The 22,199-nt window shown below is 64.2% G+C and carries 22 protein-coding genes; 11 read left to right on the top strand and 11 right to left on the bottom strand.

The window, feature by feature from the left end; translation table 11 throughout:
- Position 1: 1 nt before the first annotated feature.
- Positions 2 to 910, bottom strand: coding sequence for an alpha/beta fold hydrolase (locus BAMB_RS26255; protein ID WP_011660181.1), 909 nt, complete (start codon positions 908 to 910; stop codon positions 2 to 4).
- Between the two features lie 86 nt (positions 911 to 996).
- On the opposite strand from BAMB_RS26255, the gene BAMB_RS26250 reads away from it, so the two are divergent.
- The 3 genes from BAMB_RS26250 to BAMB_RS26240 all read left to right on the top strand — a co-directional run bounded on the left by BAMB_RS26250 (position 997) and on the right by BAMB_RS26240 (position 3,419).
- Entirely contained in the window at positions 997 to 1,383 is a 387-nt protein-coding gene (locus BAMB_RS26250; protein WP_011660180.1) for a MerR family transcriptional regulator, read from the top strand.
- A 450-nt stretch (positions 1,384 to 1,833) separates the two neighbouring features.
- Positions 1,834 to 2,526, top strand: a complete 693-nt coding sequence (locus BAMB_RS34510) for a formylglycine-generating enzyme family protein (protein ID WP_041491727.1) — start codon at positions 1,834 to 1,836, stop codon at positions 2,524 to 2,526.
- 341 nt (positions 2,527 to 2,867) lie between these two features.
- The gene (locus tag BAMB_RS26240) at positions 2,868 to 3,419 is read left to right on the top strand and encodes a GNAT family N-acetyltransferase (protein ID WP_041491585.1); all 552 of its coding nucleotides are present in this window, start codon (positions 2,868 to 2,870) and stop codon (positions 3,417 to 3,419) included.
- Positions 3,420 to 3,523: 104 nt separating this feature from the next.
- On the opposite strand, the gene BAMB_RS26235 is transcribed toward BAMB_RS26240, so the two are convergent.
- From BAMB_RS26235 to BAMB_RS26210, 6 genes are all read right to left on the bottom strand, one after another.
- The gene (locus tag BAMB_RS26235) at positions 3,524 to 4,261 is read right to left on the bottom strand and encodes a transporter substrate-binding domain-containing protein (protein WP_041491726.1); all 738 of its coding nucleotides are present in this window, start codon (positions 4,259 to 4,261) and stop codon (positions 3,524 to 3,526) included.
- Between the two features lie 204 nt (positions 4,262 to 4,465).
- Positions 4,466 to 5,068 carry a J domain-containing protein gene (locus BAMB_RS26230; RefSeq protein WP_041491584.1) on the bottom strand — a complete coding sequence of 201 codons (603 nt, stop codon included), beginning with the start codon at positions 5,066 to 5,068 and terminating at the stop codon, positions 4,466 to 4,468.
- A gap of 338 nt (positions 5,069 to 5,406) precedes the next feature.
- Positions 5,407 to 6,579, bottom strand: coding sequence for an NAD(P)/FAD-dependent oxidoreductase (locus BAMB_RS26225; RefSeq protein ID WP_011660175.1), 1,173 nt, complete (start codon positions 6,577 to 6,579; stop codon positions 5,407 to 5,409).
- A gap of 194 nt (positions 6,580 to 6,773) precedes the next feature.
- Complete coding sequence (locus BAMB_RS26220; RefSeq protein ID WP_011660174.1) at positions 6,774 to 7,925, bottom strand: branched-chain amino acid ABC transporter substrate-binding protein; 1,152 nt, start codon at positions 7,923 to 7,925, stop codon at positions 6,774 to 6,776.
- 411 nt (positions 7,926 to 8,336) lie between these two features.
- Positions 8,337 to 8,528, bottom strand: coding sequence for a CsbD family protein (locus BAMB_RS26215; protein WP_011660173.1), 192 nt, complete (start codon positions 8,526 to 8,528; stop codon positions 8,337 to 8,339).
- Positions 8,529 to 8,693: 165 nt separating this feature from the next.
- A complete protein-coding gene (locus BAMB_RS26210) occupies positions 8,694 to 10,238 on the bottom strand; it encodes a helix-turn-helix transcriptional regulator (protein WP_011660172.1) in 1,545 nt (514 codons plus the stop codon).
- A 391-nt stretch (positions 10,239 to 10,629) separates the two neighbouring features.
- Between BAMB_RS26210 and BAMB_RS35575 the strand changes: the two genes are divergently transcribed.
- The 3 genes from BAMB_RS35575 (at position 10,630) to BAMB_RS26200 (ending at position 11,467) form a co-directional block, all read left to right on the top strand.
- On the top strand, positions 10,630 to 10,794 hold the full coding sequence (locus BAMB_RS35575) for a hypothetical protein (protein WP_006749573.1): 165 nt from the start codon (positions 10,630 to 10,632) through the stop codon (positions 10,792 to 10,794).
- Between the two features lie 71 nt (positions 10,795 to 10,865).
- Positions 10,866 to 11,216, top strand: a complete 351-nt coding sequence (locus tag BAMB_RS26205) for a BON domain-containing protein (protein ID WP_011660170.1) — start codon at positions 10,866 to 10,868, stop codon at positions 11,214 to 11,216.
- 53 nt (positions 11,217 to 11,269) lie between these two features.
- The gene (locus BAMB_RS26200) at positions 11,270 to 11,467 is read left to right on the top strand and encodes a CsbD family protein (protein ID WP_011660169.1); all 198 of its coding nucleotides are present in this window, start codon (positions 11,270 to 11,272) and stop codon (positions 11,465 to 11,467) included.
- A 225-nt stretch (positions 11,468 to 11,692) separates the two neighbouring features.
- Here BAMB_RS26200 and BAMB_RS26195 read toward each other — a convergent pair whose 3' ends face one another.
- Positions 11,693 to 12,721, bottom strand: coding sequence for a DUF1338 domain-containing protein (locus BAMB_RS26195; protein WP_011660168.1), 1,029 nt, complete (start codon positions 12,719 to 12,721; stop codon positions 11,693 to 11,695).
- A 221-nt stretch (positions 12,722 to 12,942) separates the two neighbouring features.
- Between BAMB_RS26195 and BAMB_RS26190 the strand changes: the two genes are divergently transcribed.
- A complete protein-coding gene (locus BAMB_RS26190; RefSeq protein ID WP_011660167.1) occupies positions 12,943 to 13,896 on the top strand; it encodes a LysR family transcriptional regulator in 954 nt (317 codons plus the stop codon).
- A gap of 473 nt (positions 13,897 to 14,369) precedes the next feature.
- Complete coding sequence (locus tag BAMB_RS26185) at positions 14,370 to 15,998, top strand: NADP-dependent glyceraldehyde-3-phosphate dehydrogenase (RefSeq protein ID WP_011660166.1); 1,629 nt, start codon at positions 14,370 to 14,372, stop codon at positions 15,996 to 15,998.
- 125 nt (positions 15,999 to 16,123) lie between these two features.
- Here the strand turns inward: BAMB_RS26185 and BAMB_RS26180 are convergent, their stop codons facing one another.
- On the bottom strand, positions 16,124 to 16,756 hold the full coding sequence (locus tag BAMB_RS26180) for a LysE family translocator (RefSeq protein WP_011660165.1): 633 nt from the start codon (positions 16,754 to 16,756) through the stop codon (positions 16,124 to 16,126).
- Positions 16,757 to 17,375: 619 nt separating this feature from the next.
- Between BAMB_RS26180 and BAMB_RS26175 the strand changes: the two genes are divergently transcribed.
- Positions 17,376 to 17,699, top strand: coding sequence for a hypothetical protein (locus tag BAMB_RS26175; protein WP_006756972.1), 324 nt, complete (start codon positions 17,376 to 17,378; stop codon positions 17,697 to 17,699).
- Positions 17,700 to 18,064: 365 nt separating this feature from the next.
- Complete coding sequence (locus BAMB_RS26170) at positions 18,065 to 18,385, top strand: DUF1330 domain-containing protein (protein WP_041491725.1); 321 nt, start codon at positions 18,065 to 18,067, stop codon at positions 18,383 to 18,385.
- A 19-nt stretch (positions 18,386 to 18,404) separates the two neighbouring features.
- On the opposite strand, the gene BAMB_RS26165 is transcribed toward BAMB_RS26170, so the two are convergent.
- The gene (locus BAMB_RS26165; protein ID WP_011660163.1) at positions 18,405 to 19,241 is read right to left on the bottom strand and encodes an NAD-dependent epimerase/dehydratase family protein; all 837 of its coding nucleotides are present in this window, start codon (positions 19,239 to 19,241) and stop codon (positions 18,405 to 18,407) included.
- A 114-nt stretch (positions 19,242 to 19,355) separates the two neighbouring features.
- Here BAMB_RS26165 and BAMB_RS26160 point away from each other — a divergent pair, with 114 nt between their 5' ends.
- Entirely contained in the window at positions 19,356 to 20,459 is a 1,104-nt protein-coding gene (locus tag BAMB_RS26160) for a LacI family DNA-binding transcriptional regulator (protein WP_041491583.1), read from the top strand.
- A gap of 99 nt (positions 20,460 to 20,558) precedes the next feature.
- Here the strand turns inward: BAMB_RS26160 and BAMB_RS26155 are convergent, their stop codons facing one another.
- Positions 20,559 to 21,851 carry an MFS transporter gene (locus BAMB_RS26155; RefSeq protein WP_011660161.1) on the bottom strand — a complete coding sequence of 431 codons (1,293 nt, stop codon included), beginning with the start codon at positions 21,849 to 21,851 and terminating at the stop codon, positions 20,559 to 20,561.
- Positions 21,852 to 22,199: the final 348 nt, after the last annotated feature.

The raw sequence follows: 22,199 nt of genomic DNA, 5'->3' as shown, positions 1-22,199 counted from the left end.
TTCATTTCCCGGACACCGACCTGACGAACTCCGCCAAATCGTGATTGAAGCGGTCGGGTTCCTCGATGAACGGTGCGTGACCCGCATCGACGTACACTTTGCTCTGGATGCGAGGATTCAACGCCTTCGCGCGGGCCAGCGTCGTGGGCGTGTCGACCAGCGCATCGCGGCTGCCGTATATGAACAGCAATGGCACGCGTGTCTTGCTGAGCGCCTCGGCGGCAAACACCGTCATCGTCGGAATTTCCTTCTGCATGTCCCACGACGCCAGCGCGGCGTTGGCGAGCAATCGGCTGAAAGTGTCGGCGTCCGGACGGCGGTTGAAGCACAGCCCAATGAAGGTACGCTCGCCATCGAGATGTGTTTTCAGGTCCGGCGAATTCATGTCCCGATAGACCTCGGGATGGTCAATGATCTGACCCGGGGCGAGTTCGACGACACCATCGACGTATACGGCGCCGGCGATGTTGCCGTCGCCATACGTTGCCAGGTAGTTCGATATCACCGCACCGCCAAGCGACCAACCGACCACAACGGGTTTTCTCGCATGCGAGCCGGCGATGACTGCTTTGAGGTCGTCGGCCCAACGACGTCCATCGTGATACGGCGTGGCGCCAGATGGTTTATCCGACAGGCCGTGGCCGCGCAGATCGTAGGTGATGATCCGGTATTTGCGCAATTCGGGGCTTTGCGCTTGCGCTTCCCAGTTCAGGCGACTGCCAAGCAAACCGTGAATGAAAATGACCGGTGGGCCGTTGGGATTGCCGCTTTCCTGAACCGAAAGCCTTACACCATCCTTCGATGTAACCATATAGCTTGTCGGAGCAGCGACCGTAGCAGGTATCGCCGCAAATAACGTTGCCGCGGAGACTGCGGCGGCCAGCAGGTATCTGAGCATTCGGGTGAGCATGAAGAAGGCCTCAAGGTGAATCGTCCGCTCAGTCTGAACCCTGACACTAATGTCAGAGTCAAGCGCTTTGTGCTAGTCTGCTTTTCATGGACAAGATGCTCCCAAAGGAACTGCTGACTATCGGAGAAGTTTCGCAACGCACCGGCGTAAGCGTGCGATCGATCCGTCACTACGACAAACACGGTTTGCTCGCGTCGGTGCGCGCGGACAATGGATATCGGATGTTCCCCGACAGGGCGGTCACGCAGGTCAAGCAGATCCGGCGCATGATCGCGACCGGTTTCACCATCGAAGACATTCTCGGCTTCCCGGACTGCATGCTTCTGATCGAAGGCGCGCGTTCGTGCGACCAGATCACGGATATCCAGCGGCAACGCCTCGAAGCTATCGATCGTCAGATCGCGGATCTCGAACGACGTCGCATGAGGCTCATCAAAACCTTGTCAGAAGGCGCGATTCCGCCGGTCGAGTGAGGGGCGTTCGAATGGATGAACCCGCGGCACACGAGTCGATCGTCAAACCGTCGCATTCTGCGCTGACTTCTTCTAGGAAAGGTCTAGGCGTCGGCTGTTGTATTCCGCGTGCCGAGTTGGGGACCACGAGCGCCGCCGGAACGGCTTCTTTCTGCTAAGTTGCAGACGTTCAGGGTCCGCTAGCTGTGGGGAGACGAACGGCGCTTTCCGACCCACTTCGGCCCGTCGCCCCAGCTCGACGACAATGACGGCTTTCAACATACAACAGTCGCTCGCGCGACGTCAGCTTCGCCCGGCTATCGAACGCGCGCGCATTTGATCCAACGCATCCTTCGTTTTGGCGCACCTCGCTCCCCACTCATGCTGCTTCCGTGAATGCGAGGTAAGCCGTGTTAGATACTGCGTTGGAGGCCTTTGCCGCTGTAAGCAGTTTCTATTGTCATGAGGAAAATGGAACATCTGTCTGAAACACTCGATATACAAACGATACGCGTTCCCGCAGGAGCGATTGCATTGAGGGACGACAGAATTGGCCGTAGATGGTCTGTCGAGCTGCCGCATTTTTTGATCGGCCGCTATCCCATCACGCAGGCGCAATATGCTGCGGTAACCGGACAATGGCCATCGTCGCATGTCGCCGCGCAATGTCCAGTAGTCAACGTATCCTGGATTGATGCCACCCGGTTCTGCAACATGCTTTCAAAGGCAGCCGGCCTTCTCGACTGTTATGAATTTCATGGCGATGGAACGGGGGCTTCTCTTGTCCCGGAAAGTAACGGCTATCGCCTGCCCACCGAAGCTGAATGGGAGTACGCTTGCCGCGCCGGAACAAATGGTCCGAGATACGGCAAACTCGGCGATATAGCTTGGTATAGAGAAAACTCGGGGGGCCACACGCATGAGGTGGGTCAAAAGCAAGCAAATGACTGGGGGCTTTTCGACACGCTAGGAAACGTTTGGGAGTGGTGCGCCGATCTATACGACCCGGAAGTCTATGGTTCGTATCGCGTGTTTCGTGGCGGCGGATGGGCGGATGCCGAACGAGGCTGCCTTGCGACGAATCGACGTCGTAGCCATCCGACGTTTGCAATCGATGATCTTGGCTTTCGGGTTGCCCGATCGCTTGGCGCTCGTGATGGGTAATCACGAGCGCATCCGGCTTGGTCGACCAGCAGAGCTTGCCCGATAGCGGGCTGTTGAAGCCCATCAAGTAGCGACGCGACCGAGGGAACAACCGTTATCCAAGGCGCAACGGACATCCGAACGTCCGCCTGAGCGCGCGGTTGAACGACCGAAAGTGGCCGAACGCGGCCAGCCGCCGCCCTGCAACGCGCGACCGGCGCCGATCGACCCTGAAGGGACGGATTCAAATCCCGAAAGCGGACTCACTCACACTGCGCCGCCATGCGGTTCGACGCATGCGGTTGTTGGTGCGCGGCTCACATGTTTTAATGGGGCCTCTATATTCTCGCCTGCCAGCCGTCATGCCGTTGTTCGGACCCGTCACGCTGACTACCTCTCGCCTCATTCTGCGGCCGCTTCGTGATGAAGACGTGCAAGCGCTTTTCGCCATCTGGTCGGACGCGGACGCGATGCGCTATTTGCCGTTTCCGACGATGACTTGCTTAGATCAGGCGATGGATCGCGTCGCGCGTAAGTTGAGGACCTCCGCTAACGGTCAGGAGTTCATTTGGGCACTCGAATTGCGGACAACCGGCGAAGTGCTCGGGGACTGCGCTCTCTTTCATGCGGATGAGCAATGCCGACGTGCGGAGATAGGCTTTAGTCTGCAACGTAATCATTGGGGAGGCGGCTATATGACAGAGGCCACCTCCGCGCTGATCGAGCACGCATTCGGCACGCTGAACTTACGCCGAATTGAGGCGGATATCGACCCGCGCAACGTAGCCTCGGCGCGCCTTCTCGAACGGCTCGGATTTGTCCGGGAAGGATTGTTGCGTGATCGGTGGGTGGTTGGCGATGAGGTGTCGGATAGCGCGCTGTACGGGCTGCTTAAGAGCAATCGCCGGTCCTAGATGGCCACTGGCTGCCGCCAAGACTTGATGCTGTGCCGACGGTCAGCAGTTTGTCAACGATTCATGCCATTGCGCGGAACGTCTCCTGTTGGCCGAGCACCGACCTATCCTGCATTCAGGACACTTGGATCGATCTCGCGGTCCGTCAGCCCGAATCTCGCCATACGAGCGCGATGATCCGGCGAGCCGAGATATGAACGAAGTCGCTGATTGACCGCTTTTAGAAGATCCGCGTTCCCTTGGTTGAATGAAAACGCTCCAAGCTGAGGCGTCCGCCGGCTGCCACTTCTATCTCGCTCGTGCGCGACGGCCTCGATCACCAAACTTCCCATCCGGCTCGCGATAATTCGATTTCCCAAGGCTGTACTCGCGTATGCGTCAATCGCGCCAGAGAGAATGGCCGAGATCGCGTCGGCTTGGTGCTCAAAGATGACGATTTGCTCTTCGCTTACACCTGACGCCGTCGCCGAATCATGCTGCACCTGTCCCGCAATTATGCCGAGGCGCGCATCAGGACATTTGGCGATTGACGAATAGCTAACGAGCGCTCTCGGGTTTCCAGGTCGAACCAGAAAACCGTCCTCGTTTGCCCACACGGGTAAGCTGAACGCAACCGCATTGGCTCGCTGCGGCGTCACAAAGAGAGGGACATTCATGTCCCAGCGACCTGCCTGAACGCCGGGTAGCAATTCGCTGAACGTCGTCAGGCAATACTCGATCTTATCGACGCCGATCTGGCGCAGAATCGTCTCCGCAAGCTCGATATCAGCACCGGTAGCGGTGCCATCCGCTTCGGTCCAGCCGAATGGGGGTTCTTCGATGTACGCAATCGTTACCTTCATCGCTTCGTCTCGCAAACCGAAAACGGCCATCAAGTCTGGGGCTGATTGTTGACGATTGTACTCAGATGCACGAATGTCGCTTCCTGGCCGATTACTGCCCAATTAGCCGTCAATTCATGAAGCAGTCGATCAAAAAAACTCCCCCGAAGTTGGCACCGATCGCGGTCGAGTTCTGCGTTTGCAGAACTGGTCACACACCAAGGCTCACCGGCGCAGCCCGAACACGCCGTGCCAGAGAGCGCTGAAAAAGTCCGTATGCGCGTGTTCGCCACTCCTTCGCGCGTCGCTCTTTGACGCCTGCGCCGATGCCGCCTGTGTCGCCCTCTCGTCGCATTGCGGCATCTGTTCATCACGCTCCCCGTCCGGCGATGCGCCCGGCTGGCGCGACGCATGCAACTCGACCACGCTGCCGGCAATGCGCTCGGCGAGTTGAACATCGCAATCACGGCCGAGCAGAACACCGAACACGACGTCGCGGTTGTGCCCTTGCTCGGCGAAGCGCATTGCCCATGCCACGAACCGTGCATATTCCGCTTCGCGCTCCGCGTTCAAGCGCTCCTCTTCTTCGCGAAGCCGTGCGTGACGCAGCATTTCCTCTGCGTAAGTGGTGTCATAGACGCGGCGCAGCTCCGGGTCCGAGAGAATCGCGTATGCCTCCTTGATCTCCTGAAATCGCGCATGCGCGTCCGCTTCGCACCCGACGTTGCGGTCGGGATGCGCTTTCATCGCCGCCTTTCGGTAGCCTCGCTTGATTTCCTCGTCGGTCGCGTTCTCGCACACACCGAGCAATTCATACATTGTCGTCATCGTGCGTCGGGATGAAAGTCGGATCGCGTTGATCGTAGCATGTCGCCGCAGCGCCATCCGTCGGGTCGAGAATTCACCGGGTTCTGACACCCTAAGTGCAGGTCAGGAGCGCTTTGGCAGATGACGGAATCTGAATCATTCTCATCGGAACGGCCGTTTGCCGACTGGAGCGGTCGCTCGAGTGTCCGAATGTGCATGCAGGCGAACGGCGCTTCATGGCCGATTGCCGCCCCCCACCCATAACCCCCAAAGAACAAAAAAAGCCCGGCAAAGCCGGGCCAATCAGATTGAGACACAAGGAGAATCCCGCCCACCCCACACCGGGCGGTCACGCCGCGCTACACGACGTTCTTTTCGACGATCGGCCGGTTTTCGAGCACGCGCTCCCAGCCGAGCGACGACAGGTCGAGCGATTCATATCGCCCGCCCAGAATCAGTTCACTCACCCCACGCCCGGTCGCGGGCCCCTGCTGCAGCCCGTGCCCGCTATAGCCGTTCGCGAACACGACGTTATCGAGCTCGGGGTGATACCCGATGATCGCGTTGTGATCGAACACGTTGTACTCGTAATACCCGGACCAGCAGTTCTCCACGCGCAGCGCTTCGAACGCCGGCACGCGATTCGCGAGCGTCGGCCAGATCACCTCATCGAACAAATCGTGATCGACCTCGTCGAGCGGCAGATCATCGGGATCGCGATCCGGGCTCGGCGACGTCCCGCAGATATACGTGCGCCCTTCCGGCCGGAAATACACGCCGGTCGGATCGATCAGCAGCGGACAACCGGCGAGCTGCGCCGGCGATGAAACGTTGAAGATGCTGCGACGCCGCGCATACACGGGAATGTCGATGCCCATCATCGACGACAGTGTGCGCGTCCACGCGCCCGCCGCGTTGACGAGCGTATCGCACGCGTAGCGCTCGCCGTCGCTCGTCATCACATGCGTGACCTTGCGACCGTCGCGAACGACGCCGGTCACGTCGGCCGGCACGTAGCGCGCGCCCAGTGCCTGCGCCTTCTTGCGCAGCGCCTGCACGAGCCCGTAGCCGTCAAACCATCCTTCGCCGCTTGCGCCATAAGCGCCTGACACGAGATCGTCGACGTTCAGCCACGGAAATTTCGCGCGCAGCGCATCGCGATCCATCAAGCGGATATCGGCGCCGAGCTTCGTCTGCAGCGCATGGTTCTCGCGCAGCGTCGCATCGCCTGCCGGCGTCGCGAGGAAGAGGTAGCCGCCTTCATGCAGATCGATCGACGGCCGCGTGCCGTCGACCTCGAGCCGCTCGCCGATCGTGCGCAGGAAGTCGATCCCGAACAGTGACATCTCGATCGACAGCGGCGTCGAGAACTGCTGGCGAATCGATGCGGCCGACAGCGCCGACGACGACCTCGCATAGGTCGGATCGCGTTCGATGACGGTCACGGACACCGTCGGATCGGTAGCGCGCAGGAAATAGGCGATCGAGCTGCCGATCACACCACCGCCGACGATGACGACTTGAGAACTCACGACTGACTCCAGTTGCACGTGAAAGGCGCGGCCAGCGGGCCGCGTCCGAAGGTTGTTCGTGCCGCGTCGCGCGCGGCGCCGTGCGTGCGGACCGCCCGGCGAATCGCCCCGACATGCGCTGCGATCGCATTTGATCGCCGTGGGTATTTCAGCACGTCCGGCGTCGCCGCGAAAGTCCGCGCGCGTTCGGGTATTCAGTCCGCCGTTTGCGTGGTGACGGGCTGCCACGCGGCGTTCTTCACTTCATACAGCGTCGAACTCGGGTTCTTCAGGTCGCCCGTGTTCGTGAACGCGATCGTGCCGGTGATGCCGTCGTAGCGCGTGCCCTTCAGCGCACCGTTGAAATCGGTCGGCTTCGTCGAGTTCGCCTTCTGCATCGCGTTGATCGCGATCCACGTCGCGTCGTACGCGAACGGCGCATACGCGAGCATGTCGACGCCGTACTTCTGCTTGAATTTCGTTTCGAACTGCTTGCCCTTCGCGAGACGCGACAGCGGCTGACCGTACTCCCACACGGACGCGCCTTCGGCCGCGTTGCCGGCGAGCTTGATGAAGTTCGCGTTCATCACGCCGCCGCCCGCCAGGAACTGCGCGCGGATGCCGAGCTGGCGCATGCGCTTGACGAGCATCGCCGACTGCGCGTCGAGGCCGCCGAAGAACACCAGGTCGGCATTCGTGCTCTTGATCTTCGTGAGCTGCGCGCTGAAGTCGACGGCCTTGTCGTTCGTGAATTCGCGCGCGACGATCGTGCCGCCGTTCGCCTTCGCGGCTTTCTCGAACTCGTCGGCTTCGCCCTGGCCGAACGCGGTGCGATCGTCGATGATCGCGATGCGCTTCGCCTTGGTCACGCTCGCCGCATAGGCGCCGGCGTTGCCGGCGTTCTGCGCGTCGGTGGCGATCACGCGGTACACGGTGCCGAGCCCGGCGCGCGTGATGTCGGGATTGGTCGCCGACGGCGTGATCATCGGAATGCCGGCCTTCGCGTAGATCTTCGACGCGGGCAGCGTCGTGCCCGAATTGAAGTGGCCGATCACGACGGCTACTTGCGCGTCGGTCAGCTGCTGCGCGGCCTGTACGCCGATGCGCGGATCGCTCTGGTCGTCCTGCGACGCGACGACGAACTTCACCGGCTTGCCGCCGATCGTCGTATGCGCGGCGTTCGCCTCGTCGACGGCCATGCGCACGCCGTTCTCGATGTCCTTGCCGTAGGCAGCGCCACCGCCGGTCAGTGGCACGGCCACGCCGACCTTCACGACCGTCTCCTGCGCGTGGGCCGCGCCCGTCTGGAACGCGAGGATCGCGGCGGTCAGTGCAATGCCGGAAAGCGAACGAATGCGGAACGTCATCGGCCAATCCTTCTTGTATGGGTCGGATGCGCCGCACGACCATCGCGCGGCGGCGACCTCCCGCGTGCCGGTGAATTCTGCTGTCGCCGGAGCTGCGCCAAGGCGCATGGCTTGCCGGTCGATCACCGCGGTTCCGTCTCCGAAGAACCTGTCAGCGCGAAAGAGGTGAACCGATTGTGGGTAGCCAATACGCGTGCAGCAAACGAAATATCGGAACTACGTTGTGAGGAATTGTCATCAAGTTCCGTGTGCACGGACGGCGCCGGCCCGCGCGCTGGCGGGCCGGGAACGAGAAAGATCGGGCGGAATGCGCGCAAGTGCCTTCAAATCAAAACTGCGCGGGGTGATGCCGATGGAGAATCATCGCTACGTCACACGACGTGGACACAACGCGCGATGAGTCAACGGCGCTCAGTGCCGGTCGCTGCCCGTATGACGGCGCACTTCGTCGGCCGCTTCGCCCGCCTTCTCCTGGATCTTGCCGGCCTGCTGTTCCGCCACGCCTTCCGCCTCCGTTTCGCGGTCGCCCGTCACCTTGCCGAGTGCTTCCTTGACCGAACCTTTCAGTTGTTTGAGCTTGCCTTCGATGCGATTCCTGTCCATGGTCGTCTCCTGCAACGAATTGGGGAGAGAGCCGACGGTGCCGCAGCCCGCGTCGCACCGCCGAGTGGACAGGATGGCAGCCGCGCGCCGCGCGCGGCAGATGCGGATGCACCAGCCTGCATGGTGCATTCGCACCGATGGGGAGACGGCGGGCGCTCGGCGTCGTCAGCCCTTGACGTTCGCACCGCCCTTCTCGGCGCCCTTGTCGCCGCGCGCGCCGTTCGCATCGGCCGCGCCGACGATCCCGCGCTCGCGCGCCCACACGATCGCCTCGCCGCGGCTATGCACGTCGAGCTTCGCGTAGATCGTCGCGACATGATTGCGGACCGTGTTCGGCGCGAGCCCGAGGCGGCCGGCGATCTCCTTGTCGGCGAGGCCGTGACACAGCAGGTCGAACACGTCGCGCTCGCGCGCGGTGAGATCCGACAGCTGCGCGCCTGCGTCCGGCGCATTCTCGCGCCGCACGTTCGCCAGTTTCTCGATCAGCGTGCGGCTGAACCACGATGCATCCTGCATCGCGGTCTCGATCGCGTAGACGAGCTCCATCTCGGTACGCTTGCGATCGCTGATGTCGAGCAACGCGATCAGCAGGCAATCCTGCCCGTGAATCGCGACCGGTTCGGCCGACACCACGCAATCGCGCACGTCGCCGTCGCCCGTGCGGATCTGCACGTCCGCGTTGCGCACGTTGCCGTCGCGCGCAAGTGCGCTGTCGATCTGCTGGCGCGCACCGCGCTCGGCCCACAGCCCGATCTCGTCGGCGGACTTGCCGAGCAGATCGTCGCGCGCGTGGCCGGCCATCGCGACGAATGCGTCGTTCACGTCGAGCAGCTCGAAGCGGTCGGCGGTGACGATCGCGGTCGCGACCGGCGCCATCCGGAACGCCTTCGCGAAGCACTCCTCGCTCTGCCGCAGCGCGAGCTCGGCCTGCTTGCGCGGCTCGAGATCCATGAACGTGAACAGCATGCACGCCTCGCCGTTCATGTCGATCGGTTGCCCGGCGACGACGACCGCCTTCGTGCCGCCGTCCGCGCGCTTGAGCATGGCCTCCATCTGCGGGATCGTCGCGCCCTCGCCGAGCCGCTCGATCGCGAGTTCGCGATGTTCGGCCTGATCGAGCACATCGACTTCGTAGACGGAGCGGCCGAGCACGTCGTCGCGTGCGTGGCCCGTCATGTCGAGGAAACCTTGATTGACCTTCACGTAGCGCAGGTCGTCGAGCCGGCAGATCACGGCCGGCGCCGGGTTCGCGTTGAACGTGAGCTCGAAGCGCTCCTCGGCGCTCGCCCATTCGGTCGCGTCGTGCAGCACGAGCGCGAGACAGTCGGGCTCGCCGGCGGCGTTCGTCAGCACGAGGCTGCGGATCCGGTGGACCCAGCTCACGTTCTCGTCGGCGGCCGATTCGACTTCGACCGTCACGTCGCTGAACTCCTCGCCCGCGATCACGCGATCCATCGGATAGTGGCCGTCGCCCACCGGATTGTTGTTGCGGTAGCGCAGCCGGAAGCGCTCGCGATACTCGGTCACGTCCGCGCCGAGCGCGTCGAGCTCGGTGACGCCGTGCATCGCGAGCGCGGCCTCGTTTGCCCACACGATGCGCTGGTCGGGTTCGATGAGGATCACGCCTTCGGTGAGCCCCGCGATGATCTGGTACAGCTGACGCCGGTCGGTATGCGACTTGAGCGTCTGTTCGTTTACTCGATCGTCCATTGAAGGGTCGTCCACGTCGTGTGCATGGTTGCCGGTTCGGCCGCATCCGCGCCATCAGGCGCCGACGTGCGCCGGCCCGGCGCGTGTCGCGATGGTCGCGTGCCGTCGCTGCGCTCGGCACGCCTGGATGCACCATGCGCAATAGTACATTCGCGTGCCGCGCCCTCAGCGTGCGCTATCCCGCCAAGCGGCGCGCATGGCGGCACCCGCGCATGCCGTCGCGCCTCGCACATCTATCGGCGCATTTCCCGTTCCCGCTCAGCCGTTCCGTCCCCGTGCAAACGCACTAGGCAACCCGGTGAATTTGCGCGATGCATGCGTGCGTTCGCGCCGGTACGCTGGTACTGCATCGGCGCTCACGCGCTGAACTACCGCAGAGGAGGACGACCCGATGAAGCTGCATCAGACACCTGATCCGACGCGGCCCGAACCGGCTCCGGACCATCCGCCCGAACCGTCGCCCGGCACCGACCCACCCGTGCCTCAACCACCCGACGTACCGCGCCCGGACATGCCGCCGCGCGAGCCGGGCTACGACACGCCGATCGCGCGATGACGCAATAACGCGCGACGCCATCCGCATTGCATCCGCATTCATTCACTCACGCCACTCGAAGGAGAACATCAATGAACAAGACCTCGCACCTTTCGACGCTGCTCGCCGTCAGCGCGGCTTTCCTGCTCGCTGGCGCACCGCTCACGACCGCGTACGCACAGGCGTCGTCGACCGAGAAATCCATGAAGGCCGAATCGGATCAGCCGGTGACCGATACATGGATCACGACCAAGGTGAAGAGCGAACTCGCGACCACCAAAGGCGTGAAGAGCACGGACATCGACGTGAAGACGGTGGACGGCGTCGTCACGCTGACGGGCGTGCTGCATTCGAAGCTCGCGGTCAAGAAAGCGATCGCCGTGACACGCTCGGTGAAGGGCGTGAAGCACGTCGACGCATCCGGCCTGAAGGCGAAGGCCTGAGGTGTCACGCGGCCTGGCGCCGCACTTTTCTCCCTTTACGACAGGAGCACACCATGAACGAAGACAAGATCAAGGGTCAGTGGAAGCAGTTGTCGGGCAAGCTGAAGGCCAAGTGGGGCAAGCTGACCGACGACGACCTGGCCGTCGCCGAAGGTAATCGCGACTATGTGGTCGGCAAGATTCAGGAGCGTTACGGGATCGCGCGCGACGAAGCCGAGAAACAAATGAAGGAGTTCGATCGCGAGCTGTAACGCGTCAGTCTCCTCACACGCCGCGCCGCGTCCCGCGTCGCGGCCACGCGGAGGACAACGACATGGGCAAGTATCTGATCGCATGGCTGTTGGGCGTACCGCTCGGCGTGCTGGTGCTGTTCTACCTGATCACGCATCTGTTCTGACGCTCGACGCGCTCATGCAACGCGAAAGGGCCGGCGGCTGTCATCAGCCGCCGGCCCTTTTGTCTTGCGTGCGTCGCGCTTAGTTCGCCGCGTTCGCCGTCATCTTGAAGATGCCCTGCGCGTTGCCCGCATCGAAACGCAGGTCCGTCACCCAGCACCGCGCCGCCTGGTCGAACGTGCGACGACGCGTGATGAATTCATAGAACGAGCCCGGCACGTTGCGCTTCACCGTGCCGCCGTCGCGCGTGCGGAACTCGCGCTCGACGATGTCCGCGCGATACGCGGTCTGGAACACGCGGCCCGAACGCGAGCGCTCGACTTCCGGCTTCATCGGCCGCCCCTTCGCCTTCTCGTCGTCGGACAGCTTGAACACGTCGGTCACGCGATCGGTCGCATGGTTGAACGCGTTGCCTTCGGTCGCGATCCATGCCATCTCGGCCGATTCGAGCAGCAGCGTCTCGTAGTCGAGTTCGTTCGGCACGTCGTGCTGGCGCGCGAACGCGCCGACAATCTCGGGCAGCAATGCATGCGCGGCGTCGATCGGTAGCCACCCTTCGCGCTCGATCTCCCACAGCAGCGCGACGGCGGCCGGCGACAGCGGATCGCGCGACGAGCTCACGACGTTCGTCACGGCCTGCTGGAATTCCTTCGAGAAACGTTCCGGATGCAGTTCGCTGACGAAGAACTGCGCGATCTCGTCCGGCGCGTCTTCATGCGCGTACGCGCGGCCGGTCATGCCGAGCTTGTCGAGCGGATAACGGCCGTTCAGGCGGAAGCCGAGCGGACGCAGGATCCGCGTGAACGCGGCTTCGCCCGGCGGCAGCGCACCCGTGTGCGGCCAGCGCACCGTGCGCAGCGCGCCGTGGTCGAAGTAGACCGAACCGCCGTTTTCGATGGCTTCGGCGGTGTACGCGCGGCCGTTCGCCGAACGTTCGAGCAGCCCTTCGAACAGCGCCATGTTCATCGCCTGCGCGATTTCCGCGCGCGTGACGACGTCGGTTTCCCATTCGTCGAGGATGGCCGGCATGTTCAGGGTGGCGAACAGGGCGTCGGTCTTTGCCTGTCCCAGCAGCTTCGTCAGCAGGCTGTCGATATTCGGATTGCGCATCAGGATTCTCGTGTCGGGGAATCGCCGGCAAACGTGCCGGCATCTCGGTTGGCCGGCTGCCCCCGTGGGCGCCTGACCTTGCGTGGGATGCATTATTCAAAGGGTTGCAGCCGGGCGTAAAGCGAGATTAAATTGACACCTGATGAGTTTTTGGAATTATTCACGGTTCCCGCACGTGTTCGCCGGCCCGCTTCGGGCGGGCTCCTTCGTCAGACAAATTCATGCGCAAATTCAAGATCCCCAACATGGGCGCGCTCGTGGCTTTCGAAGCCGCGGCGCGCCACGAGAGCTTCACGCACACGGCGAAGGAGCTGTTCCTGACCGAAAGCGCGGTATCGCGGCAGATCGCGACGCTCGAAGCGAGCCTCGGCGTGCGGCTGTTCGCGCGCGTCAAGCAGCGCGTGGTGCTCACGCGCGCCGGCAAGCTGTACGGCACGCAGGTGCGGCGCGCGCTGGAGGCGCTCGATCGCGACACGCTGTCGATCATCGCGCACGGCAGCGGCGGCGGCTACCTGGAGCTCGCCGTGCTGCCCACCTTCGCATCGCACTGGCTGATCCCGCGCATCAAGAGCTTCTACGACCGCACGCCGGACGTGCGCGTGAACATGGGCAGCCGCACCGATCTGTTCTCGTTCGAGGACACGCACTTCGAAGCCGCGATCCATTACGGCAAGCCGACCTGGCCCGGCACGTCGTCCGACTATCTGTTCGGCGAGGAAGTCGTGCCGATCTGCTCGCCCGCGCTGCTCGACGGGCCGGTCGAACGCGTGGAGGATCTGCTCGCGTATCCGCTGCTGCACTCGACGACGCGCCCGGGCGCATGGGCGCAATGGTTCGAGACGCACGGCGTCGAGGACATCCGCACGATGCAGGGCGTGCGCTACGAACTCCACACGATGCTGATCAGCGCGGCCGCGGCCGGGCTCGGGATCGCGCTCGTGCCGAAGTTCTTCGTCGAGGAACAGCTGCAGCAGCTCGGCCTCGTCGTGCCGTGCGACGCGGCGACGGTCGGCGATTCGGCGTACTACCTCGTGTATCCAACGGAACTCAGCCACAGCAAGCCGCTGGAGTCGTTTCGTGCGTGGTTGCTGGAACAGGCGAGCGCGTATGCGGCGCCGGGGCGGGACGGGGAGGAAGACGATCTCGATGCGGAGGATGACGAAGACGTCGAATGATCGCCGCGTATCGCGACAAGTCCGGTGCGCGCCGGGCGGGCAACCCCGACCCGGCGCTCCGGGCAGCCGACCTCGCTTCGGCAGCGCGGCGGCACCTTCTCTCGTTTCTTCACTGCTTATGTTTTCTCTCAGGTCCCCGGGCAATTTTTTCTGCGCCGCGCGTGGCCATTATCCGCCCAAACCGGCCGCCGTGAAACGTTTGCGCACGCACCGATCTGCTTATTTCCGGCATTTGGAAACAGTCCTACAGAATGCTTACGCGCCGAACGATCGCGTTCGGTAAATGTTGCAATCGGCTCGGCGTTCCTTTTAAATGGAACTGGTTCCAATCCGGGTTTCGGCCACGCCATCGCGTGACGTAGCGTGACGTCAAGACGTGCGCGCGTCATCATGCCGATTCAAGGATCGAGGATCATTCAGCTCAGGATTCCGCATCGCCCGTCCTTTCCGGACACCTGTCAAACGAGACCGTCATGCCCGATTCCGCCTCCCTGCAGCAGCTATTTCCCGCCTATCAAGACATCCCCGCCGAGTTCCGGCTCGCCGCTCCGATCCACCAACGCGTGTCGCTGGTCGACGGCGAGTTGCGCCCGTGGGACGGCACGACCAAAACGGTGCTGTCGCCCGTGTGCGTGCGCCAGCCGGACGGCAGCGTCGCGCAGATGGAGATCGGCAGCTATCCGGTGATGGGCGAGACGGAAAGCGACGCGGCGCTCGACGCCGCGGTGCGCGCGTACGACTCGGGCCGCGGCGAGTGGCCGACGATGAAGGTCGAGCAGCGCATCGCGTGCATGCAGGACTTCATCAAGCGGATGGTCGCGCAGCGCGAGCTGGTAGTGAACCTGATCATGTGGGAGATCGGCAAGAGCCTCGCCGATTCGCAGAAGGAGTTCGATCGCACCGTCACGTACATGACGCAGACGATCGACGCGCTGAAGGAGCTCGACAACGCGAACTCGCGCTTCGTGATCGCGGAAGGCACGATCGGCCAGATCCGCCGCACGCCGCTCGGCGTCGTGCTGTGCATGGGGCCGTACAACTATCCGCTGAACGAAACCTTCGCGACGCTGATCCCCGCGCTGCTGATGGGCAACACCGTGGTGTTCAAGCCGCCTCAGTACGGCACGCTGCTGTTCGAGCCGCTGCTCGAGGCGTTCCGCGACGCGTTCCCGAAAGGCGTGATCAACACGATCTACGCGCCGGGCGCGGTGGTCGTGCCGCACATGCTCGCGTCGGGCAAGATCAACGTGCTCGCGCTGATCGGGTCGAGCAAGGTCGCCGACCACCTGAAGAAGCAACATCCGAAGTCGCACCGGCTGCGCGCGATCCTTGGCCTCGACGCGAAGAACGCGGCAATCGTGCTGCCCGACGCCGATCTCGACCTCACCGTGAAGGAGTGTCTGCTCGGCGCGCTGTCGTTCAACGGCCAGCGCTGTACCGCGCTGAAGATGCTGCTCGTGCATCGCTCGATCGTCGACGAGTTCCTGAAGCGCTTCACCGCCGCGCTCGAACAGCTGAAGATCGGCATGCCGTGGGAGAAAGGCGTCAGCATCACGCCGCTGCCGGGCATGCATCGCACCGCGTACATGACCGACGCGATCGACGACGCGAAAGCCAAGGGCGCGCAGGTCGTCAACCATTCGGGCGGCGAGTTCAGCAAGACGCTGTTCTACCCGGCCGTCGTGTATCCGGTGTCCGAAGGCATGAAGCTGTATCGCGAGGAGCAGTTCGGGCCGATCATTCCGGTCGCGCCGTTCGACGACGTGGAAACCGCGCTCGACTACGTGACGACGTCGGACCACGGCCAGCAGGTCAGCATCTTCGGTTCGGATCCGGCGCAGATCGGCGCGCTCGTCGATCCGCTCGTGAACCAGGTCTGCCGCGTGAACATCAACTGCCAGTGCCAGCGCGGGCCGGACGTGTTCCCGTTCGCGGGGCGCAAGGACTCGGCGGAAGGCACGCTGTCGGTGACCGATGCGCTGCGCGCGTTCTCGATCCGCTCGATGGTCGCGGCCAAGCAGACCGAGGGCAGCAAGCAGCTGCTCGATTCGATCGTGTCGGATCACTACTCGAAGTTCATCAACACCGGCTTCATTTTCTGAAGCAAGGTGCCCGGAACAAGCCGCTGCCCACGCCGGTGCAGCGGCTTTTTTGCGCGTGCGCGCCACGCGCGGACCGGGAACGCCGACGCGTCGATGCGCGCGCCGCCGTTTCGCGACGCACCGCCCTATACGTTCGACGCCAGCAACCGGACTCCCGCCACGCCGAACACCACCGCGAGACACGCTTCCATCGCGCGCCGGCCGCGCACGTACAGCCGGCGTGCGCCGTCCGTCGAGAACACCAGCGCGTAGCCGCCGAACACCACGCATCCGATCGCGATGCAGCCCGGCACGACGGCGCCGTGCGACGCGCCCGCGCCGTTCGACGACAGCGCGACGATCGATACCCACACCAGGATGGCTTTCGGATTCGTCAGGTGCAGCATCGCGCCGCGCGCGTAGAGGCGCGACAGCTTCTGCTCGGTCGCCGCCTTCAGCGTATCGGCCGATCTGGCCGACCACGCGGTGCGGCCCGACTTGAACGCGAGCCACAGCAGATACGCGCCGCCGAACAGCTTGATCGCGACCAGCAGCTTCGACCATGCGAGCAGCGCCGCCGACACGCCCAGCGCCGCCACCGTCGCCCAGAACATCGATCCCGAGATGACGCCCAGCGCGAACGCGAGCGCCGCCTTGCGGCCATGGTTCGCGGCGACCGACATGATCGCAAGATTGCTCGGGCCGGGGCTGGCCGTGCCGATGAAATAGGCCGTGTACGCGAGCAGCAGGTTGGCCGAGAAGAAGGCGTGGACGCTCATGTCGAACCTCGCGAGGATGATGCGGAGATTGTTCGCAAACACGGCGCGGCTGCCCATGCACAATTGTCCGGTTATTCGCAGGGCCAGTTGGATCGCGCGGGCGGCGTCGGTTGGATACGCATACGCATCCGGATCGCCTCGCGCGAAAACGTCTCGGATATGAAACATCCGGCGCAGGTGCCGCGACATTCGACCGTGCGGCGGATGTGGTCGCGGTGCGGGGCGCGCAGCCGCCCGCGGCCACGGGGTACTGCCGACACACAGGCATCGCGACCTTCCGGCGATCCGTCGACCGAAACATGCAACCGGTTTCCACCCGGCGTTACGTTACATCGCTGAAGCATTTCATCCGTCCTGGCCCTGACGCGCGATCGATCGCGACCGCGCTCGGCGTATGGATCCCTTCGTCGATTTTCCACGCAAGCCAGCACCGGCGGGACGCGATGACCGCGGCCGCGCCCCGCGTCGACATTGCTCGACAACCGGATCGCGCCGCTGGTACGAAACCTGCATTCGCATTGCAGCGACAACCGCGTCGCCGGACGGCGCGGACATGAACCGGATCGCGATCCGTCCACCGGATACGCCCGAACGATCCACGCAAGCAACGAGGCTCCCCATGGATGCGCTGCCCAACTCATCCGATACGTCGTTCCAGCTCTTTCTCGCGAAACTGCTCGAACAGCCGCAGCCCGAATGGACCGAAAAACAGCAGATGGAACTCGAGATGGCACGCTCGCTGTCGACCCAGATGGTCCACTTCGCCGAAGGCATGCGCGGCGGCAACGCGGACCTCGCGCGCTGCCTCGTGCTGCTGCGTTACGCGAAGGTGCTCGACTTCATGCTGACGTCGCTCGCCGCGCGCCGCGACATTCATCCGCAGACGCTGCGCACGCTGTTCCGGCTCGCGAACCTGAAGGTCGACGATGCGTATCCGGTCTGAGCCGGCATCAGGCCGCACGACGCATCGCCGTCGCGCCTAACGCGCGCCCGCCCGGCCATCCACTTGCGGTGGCGCCGCGGCCGGCACTGCGCGGCCATCTGCTGGGACACCAGCGTGCGCAGCGCCTTGTTCTTCCAGCGGATCGGAGGCCAGCGAGGATTGCGCGGGCGCCGCGCAACGCATGCTCGACAAGCTAGGCAAGGAAGCGGCCGAGTCGGCGCCGGCACCCGAGGCGGTGCCGCACCCGCGACCGATGCGCAAGCGGGCATGACGCGCCCGGCCGGATGGATTTGCTTACGTCGCAGGTAATCGACGCGCGCCGCGCGCGCACCGATCATGGCTGCATCGACACCCCGGAGCCCGCCATGACCGCCTACGCCATCGCCCACCTGCACGACGTTCAAATGTGCGACGACATCGTCGACTACCTCGAGCGTATGGACGGCACGCTCGCGCCGTTCGACGGCCATTTCGTCATTCACGGCGCGCGGCCGGACGTGCGCGAAGGCGTGTGGCGCGGCGACCTGATCGCGATCGCGTTTCCGGATCTCGACACCGCCCGCGCCTGGTACGGATCGGACGCGTACCAGCAGATCCAGCCGCTGCGCGCGCGGCACGCGAGCGGCCCGTTGATCCTGATCGACGGCGTGGATGAACGGCACAAGGCGACGGACATCCTGCGCTGAGCCACGCCGTGCGCGGCGCTTACTTCGCGTTGCGCTCCATCGGCTCGCCGACGACGAAGCCGCCGCCCTGGTAGCGCTGCGCGGGATCGTCGTAGTCGGCGGTCGGCGCGGTGAGCGGGAACATCCCGGCGAACTGCTCGGAGCTGTCCTGCGGCCGGAAGCCGAGGAAGCCGGCCTTCGTGTTGTCCCACCACTTCACCGGGTTGTCGGACACGCCGTAGACGATCGCGTGCCCGACGCGGTTCGTCAGCAGCGAGCAGCGCACGAGCTCGATGAAGTCGCGATAGCTGAGGAACGTCACGAGCATGCGCGGGTTCTTCGGCGCCTCGAACGACGAGCCGATCCGCAGGCACACCGTCTCGATCCCGAAGCGGTCGAAGTAGTAGCGCGACAGCGACTCGCCGAAGCATTTCGTCACGCCATAGAGACTGTCCGGGCGCAGCGGCGAATCGGCATCGAGCACTTCCGTGACCGGATGGAAACCGATCGCATGGTTCGAGCTCGCGAACACGATCCGCTTCACGCCGTGCTTGCGCGCGGCTTCGTACAGGTTGTACGTGCCGGTGATGTTCGCATCGACGAGATCGTCGAACGGCGCGTCGACCGAAATGCCGCCGAGATGGACGATCGCGTCGACGCCGTCAACGAGTTCCATCACCGCCGGCCGGTCGGCCAGGTCGACGACACGGGTTTCTTCGTGCGGGGCCGCGTCGTCCAGCGCGGCGATGTCGCTCACGCGCACGACGTCGGCCCAGTTCGCCAGCGCGCCGCGCACCTGGCGGCCGAGGTTGCCGGCCGCGCCGGTCAGCAGCAGGCGCCCGAACGGCTTGCGTGCGCCGGTGGATGAGGCGTTCATCGAGTCTCCTTGAATCTGTCCTGAAGGGTGTCCGGAAAGTTGCCCGAAGTCGGTGAAATCAGCCGAAATCGGAAAACGTTTTCCAACTATACGCGGGACGAAAGCCGACCGTCAATGCTTGAACCCGCCCGCAGCCATCCGCATTTTCCCGATATCGGCCGGTGGCCGGGTGCCGGCTTTTTCTGCCACAATCCGGGGCAACGGAACGAAAACGTTACCCTCTTCATGAAAAAAGTTTCCCCGACGATCCGCGACGTGGCGGCGGAAGCCGGCGTGTCGGTCGCGACGGTATCCAAGTACGTGAACGGCACCCAGCGCTTTTCCCCGGCCGTCGAGGCGCGGCTCAAGGAATCGATCGAGCGGCTCGGCTATCGTTCGAACCCGCTCGCGCGCTCGATGATCACCGGACGCACGCGCACCATCGGCGTCGTGATCCTCGATATCAGCAACCCGTATTTCACGAACGTCGTCAAAGGCGCGAACCGCGTCGCGCTCCAGCATGACTACACGCTGCTGCTCGTCGATACCGAAGAGAATCAGGCGCGCGAACGCTCGCTGATCGAGGCGCTCGCGCAGCGCGTCGACGGGCTGATCGTCAGCACGCGGATGCCCGACGAGGAAGCCGGCTGGATGCTCGACCTGCACAAGCCGCTCGTGCTGCTGCGGCGCAGCCCCGGCCTGCCGATTCCGAGCGTCGGCATCGACAACCGGCTCGCCACCTACATGCTCGCGCGTCACCTGCTCAATCTCGGCCATACGCACATCGCGTACCTCGGCTTCGGGCCGGCGCGCGTGAACGACGAACGGATCCAGGGCGCGCGCGACTGTCTCGCCGAGGCAGGCCTTACGCTCGACGTGCACGATGCGCATGCGCCGACCGCCGAGGCCGGCGAGCGCGCATGCTCGCGCGTGATGCTCGGGCCGCAGCGTCCGCAGGCGGTGATCTGCTACAACGACCTGATCGCGCTCGGCTTCATGAAGGAAGCCGCGTCGCTCGGGTTCCGGCTGCCGCAGGACGTGTCGGTCGCCGGCGTCGACAACGTGCCGTACGGCGAATACGCGGCGCCCGCGCTGACCACCATCGACATCCAGAGCGAGAACATGGGCGAGCTCGCGATGCAGAAGCTGATCGACGCGCTCGCCGGGCGCACCGACGCAAGCTATTCGACGTTCGAGCCGCGGCTGATCATGCGCGCATCGACGGCCGCGGTCGGCTGACGCACGCGCCCGCTGCGATACCCGGCGCTTCCTCGCCCCGCACATGAAAACGCGCCGCCTCCGGGCGGCGCGTTCGTTTGCCAATACGCGAACATGCAATTACGCGTCGAGCTTCGCGGGCTTCATCTTCGGCGTGAGCACGTGCATGACCGCCAGCGCGAGCAGGTAGGCCAGCGCGCCGATCGCGAACAGCACCCAGTAGTGGCCCGTGCGTTGCAGCACCTGGCCGATCACTTCCGAGAACAGCACGCCGCCGATCGAGCCCGCCATCCCGCCGATGCCGACCACCGACGCGACCGCACGGCGCGGGAACAGGTCGGACGCCGTCGTGAACAGGTTCGCCGACCAGCCCTGGTGCGCGGCCGCGGCGAGACCGACGATCAGCACCGCGATCCACAGGTTCTGCACCTGCGACACGAACGCAATCGGCAGCACGCAGCATGCGCAGATCAGCATCGCCGTCTTGCGCGCGCCGTTCACACTCCAGCCCGCGCGCAGCAACGCCGACGACAGCCAGCCGCCGCCGATGCTGCCGATCGTCGTCAGCGCATAGATGCACACGAGCGGCAGGCCGATATGCTGCATGTCCATCCCGCGCGACTCGTTGAGCCACTTCGGCAGCCAGAACAGATAGAACCACCACACCGGGTCGGTGAGGAACTTGCCGATCAGGAACGCCCACGTCTCGCGCTTGCGGATCAGCTCGCCCCAGCGTGGCGCACCGGCGTTCACGTTCGCCGCGTCGAGCGCTTCGGCTTCGTCGCGCGGCTCGTCGTAGGCCTCGGCGAGTGCGCGCGTGTCGGCCTTGCGATACAGCACCAGCCACACCGCGAGCCACACGATGCCGATCGCGCCGACGATCACGAACGCCGCGCGCCACCCGTAGGCCACCGCGATCGCCGGGATGATCGCGGGCGCGAACACCGCACCGATGTTCGCGCCCGAGTTGAAGATGCCGGTGGCGAGCGCGCGCTCGCGGCGCGGAAACCATTCGGCCGTGGTCTTGATCGCGGCCGGGAAGTTGCCGCCCTCGCCGATCCCGAGCAACGCGCGCACCGCCGCGAAGCCCATCACCGATCCGACCATCGCGTGCATCATCGCCGCGATGCTCCACACCAGCATCGCGACCGCATACGAGATGCGCGTGCCGAGCCAGTCGACGATGCGACCGAAGCAAAGCAGGCCGATCGCGTAGAACGCCGAAAACGCCATCACGATGCGGCCGTACTGCACCTGGCTCCAGCCGATGTCGTGCTGGAGCATCGGCGCGAGCAGGCCGAGGATCTGGCGATCCATGTAGTTGATGACGGTCGCGAAGAACAGCAGCGCGCAGACGGTCCAGCGATAGCGGCTGGCGGCGGCGCGCACCGCGCCGACGACGGCAGATTGCATGAGTGTCTCCGATACGCGGCCGCGCCCGTCGCGCCGCAAGTTGTTGCCTGTCCGTGACCGGCGACGGGCGCCGGGACGGGCGGCGCCCCGCCCTTTCGTAGCGCGGCCGATTGCCCGTCGAGTTTCATGGAAAACGTTTTTCAAAGAATAGGGCGTGGCCGGGTGCCGTGTCAGTCGGGGATTTCGATGAGTCATCTCGAAATTGGCCGCGCAAAAAAAGACGACTGTTTCGCAGATTGGCATTAATCGTTTTTCCGGAATTTTCCTGTAGGCAAAACGGGGGCATGACGCGAACCCGCGCGCCGATACACCGGCCCGATTCCGGCCGGAATCGGCGGCGACGATGGT

The sequence above is a fragment of the Burkholderia ambifaria AMMD genome, assembly GCF_000203915.1.
GTDB lineage: Bacteria > Pseudomonadota > Gammaproteobacteria > Burkholderiales > Burkholderiaceae > Burkholderia > Burkholderia ambifaria.
The sequence above is the reverse complement of the archived record's forward strand: the minus strand, read 5'-3'. Positions and strand labels throughout refer to the sequence as shown.

Bases quoted from the DNA above. Each gene is read 5' to 3' on its own strand.
- BAMB_RS26160 (WP_041491583.1), top strand. From the start codon at position 19,356: ATGCTTGAACCCGCCCGCAGCCATCCGCATTTTCCCGATATCGGCCGG.
- BAMB_RS26165 (WP_011660163.1), bottom strand. From the start codon at position 19,241: ATGAACGCCTCATCCACCGGCGCACGCAAGCCGTTCGGGCGCCTGCTG.
- BAMB_RS26155 (WP_011660161.1), bottom strand. From the start codon at position 21,851: ATGCAATCTGCCGTCGTCGGCGCGGTGCGCGCCGCCGCCAGCCGCTAT.
- BAMB_RS26185 (WP_011660166.1), top strand. From the start codon at position 14,370: ATGCCCGATTCCGCCTCCCTGCAGCAGCTATTTCCCGCCTATCAAGAC.
- BAMB_RS26220 (WP_011660174.1), bottom strand. From the start codon at position 7,925: ATGACGTTCCGCATTCGTTCGCTTTCCGGCATTGCACTGACCGCCGCG.
- BAMB_RS26170 (WP_041491725.1), top strand. From the start codon at position 18,065: ATGACCGCCTACGCCATCGCCCACCTGCACGACGTTCAAATGTGCGAC.
- BAMB_RS26200 (WP_011660169.1), top strand. From the start codon at position 11,270: ATGAACGAAGACAAGATCAAGGGTCAGTGGAAGCAGTTGTCGGGCAAG.
- BAMB_RS34510 (WP_041491727.1), top strand. From the start codon at position 1,834: ATGGAACATCTGTCTGAAACACTCGATATACAAACGATACGCGTTCCC.
- BAMB_RS26240 (WP_041491585.1), top strand. From the start codon at position 2,868: ATGCCGTTGTTCGGACCCGTCACGCTGACTACCTCTCGCCTCATTCTG.
- BAMB_RS26195 (WP_011660168.1), bottom strand. From the start codon at position 12,721: ATGCGCAATCCGAATATCGACAGCCTGCTGACGAAGCTGCTGGGACAG.
- BAMB_RS26230 (WP_041491584.1), bottom strand. From the start codon at position 5,068: ATGACGACAATGTATGAATTGCTCGGTGTGTGCGAGAACGCGACCGAC.
- BAMB_RS26205 (WP_011660170.1), top strand. From the start codon at position 10,866: ATGAACAAGACCTCGCACCTTTCGACGCTGCTCGCCGTCAGCGCGGCT.
- BAMB_RS26180 (WP_011660165.1), bottom strand. From the start codon at position 16,756: ATGAGCGTCCACGCCTTCTTCTCGGCCAACCTGCTGCTCGCGTACACG.
- BAMB_RS26215 (WP_011660173.1), bottom strand. From the start codon at position 8,528: ATGGACAGGAATCGCATCGAAGGCAAGCTCAAACAACTGAAAGGTTCG.
- BAMB_RS26175 (WP_006756972.1), top strand. From the start codon at position 17,376: ATGGATGCGCTGCCCAACTCATCCGATACGTCGTTCCAGCTCTTTCTC.
- BAMB_RS35575 (WP_006749573.1), top strand. From the start codon at position 10,630: ATGAAGCTGCATCAGACACCTGATCCGACGCGGCCCGAACCGGCTCCG.
- BAMB_RS26255 (WP_011660181.1), bottom strand. From the start codon at position 910: ATGCTCACCCGAATGCTCAGATACCTGCTGGCCGCCGCAGTCTCCGCG.
- BAMB_RS26190 (WP_011660167.1), top strand. From the start codon at position 12,943: ATGCGCAAATTCAAGATCCCCAACATGGGCGCGCTCGTGGCTTTCGAA.
- BAMB_RS26250 (WP_011660180.1), top strand. From the start codon at position 997: ATGGACAAGATGCTCCCAAAGGAACTGCTGACTATCGGAGAAGTTTCG.
- BAMB_RS26210 (WP_011660172.1), bottom strand. From the start codon at position 10,238: ATGGACGATCGAGTAAACGAACAGACGCTCAAGTCGCATACCGACCGG.
- BAMB_RS26235 (WP_041491726.1), bottom strand. From the start codon at position 4,261: ATGAAGGTAACGATTGCGTACATCGAAGAACCCCCATTCGGCTGGACC.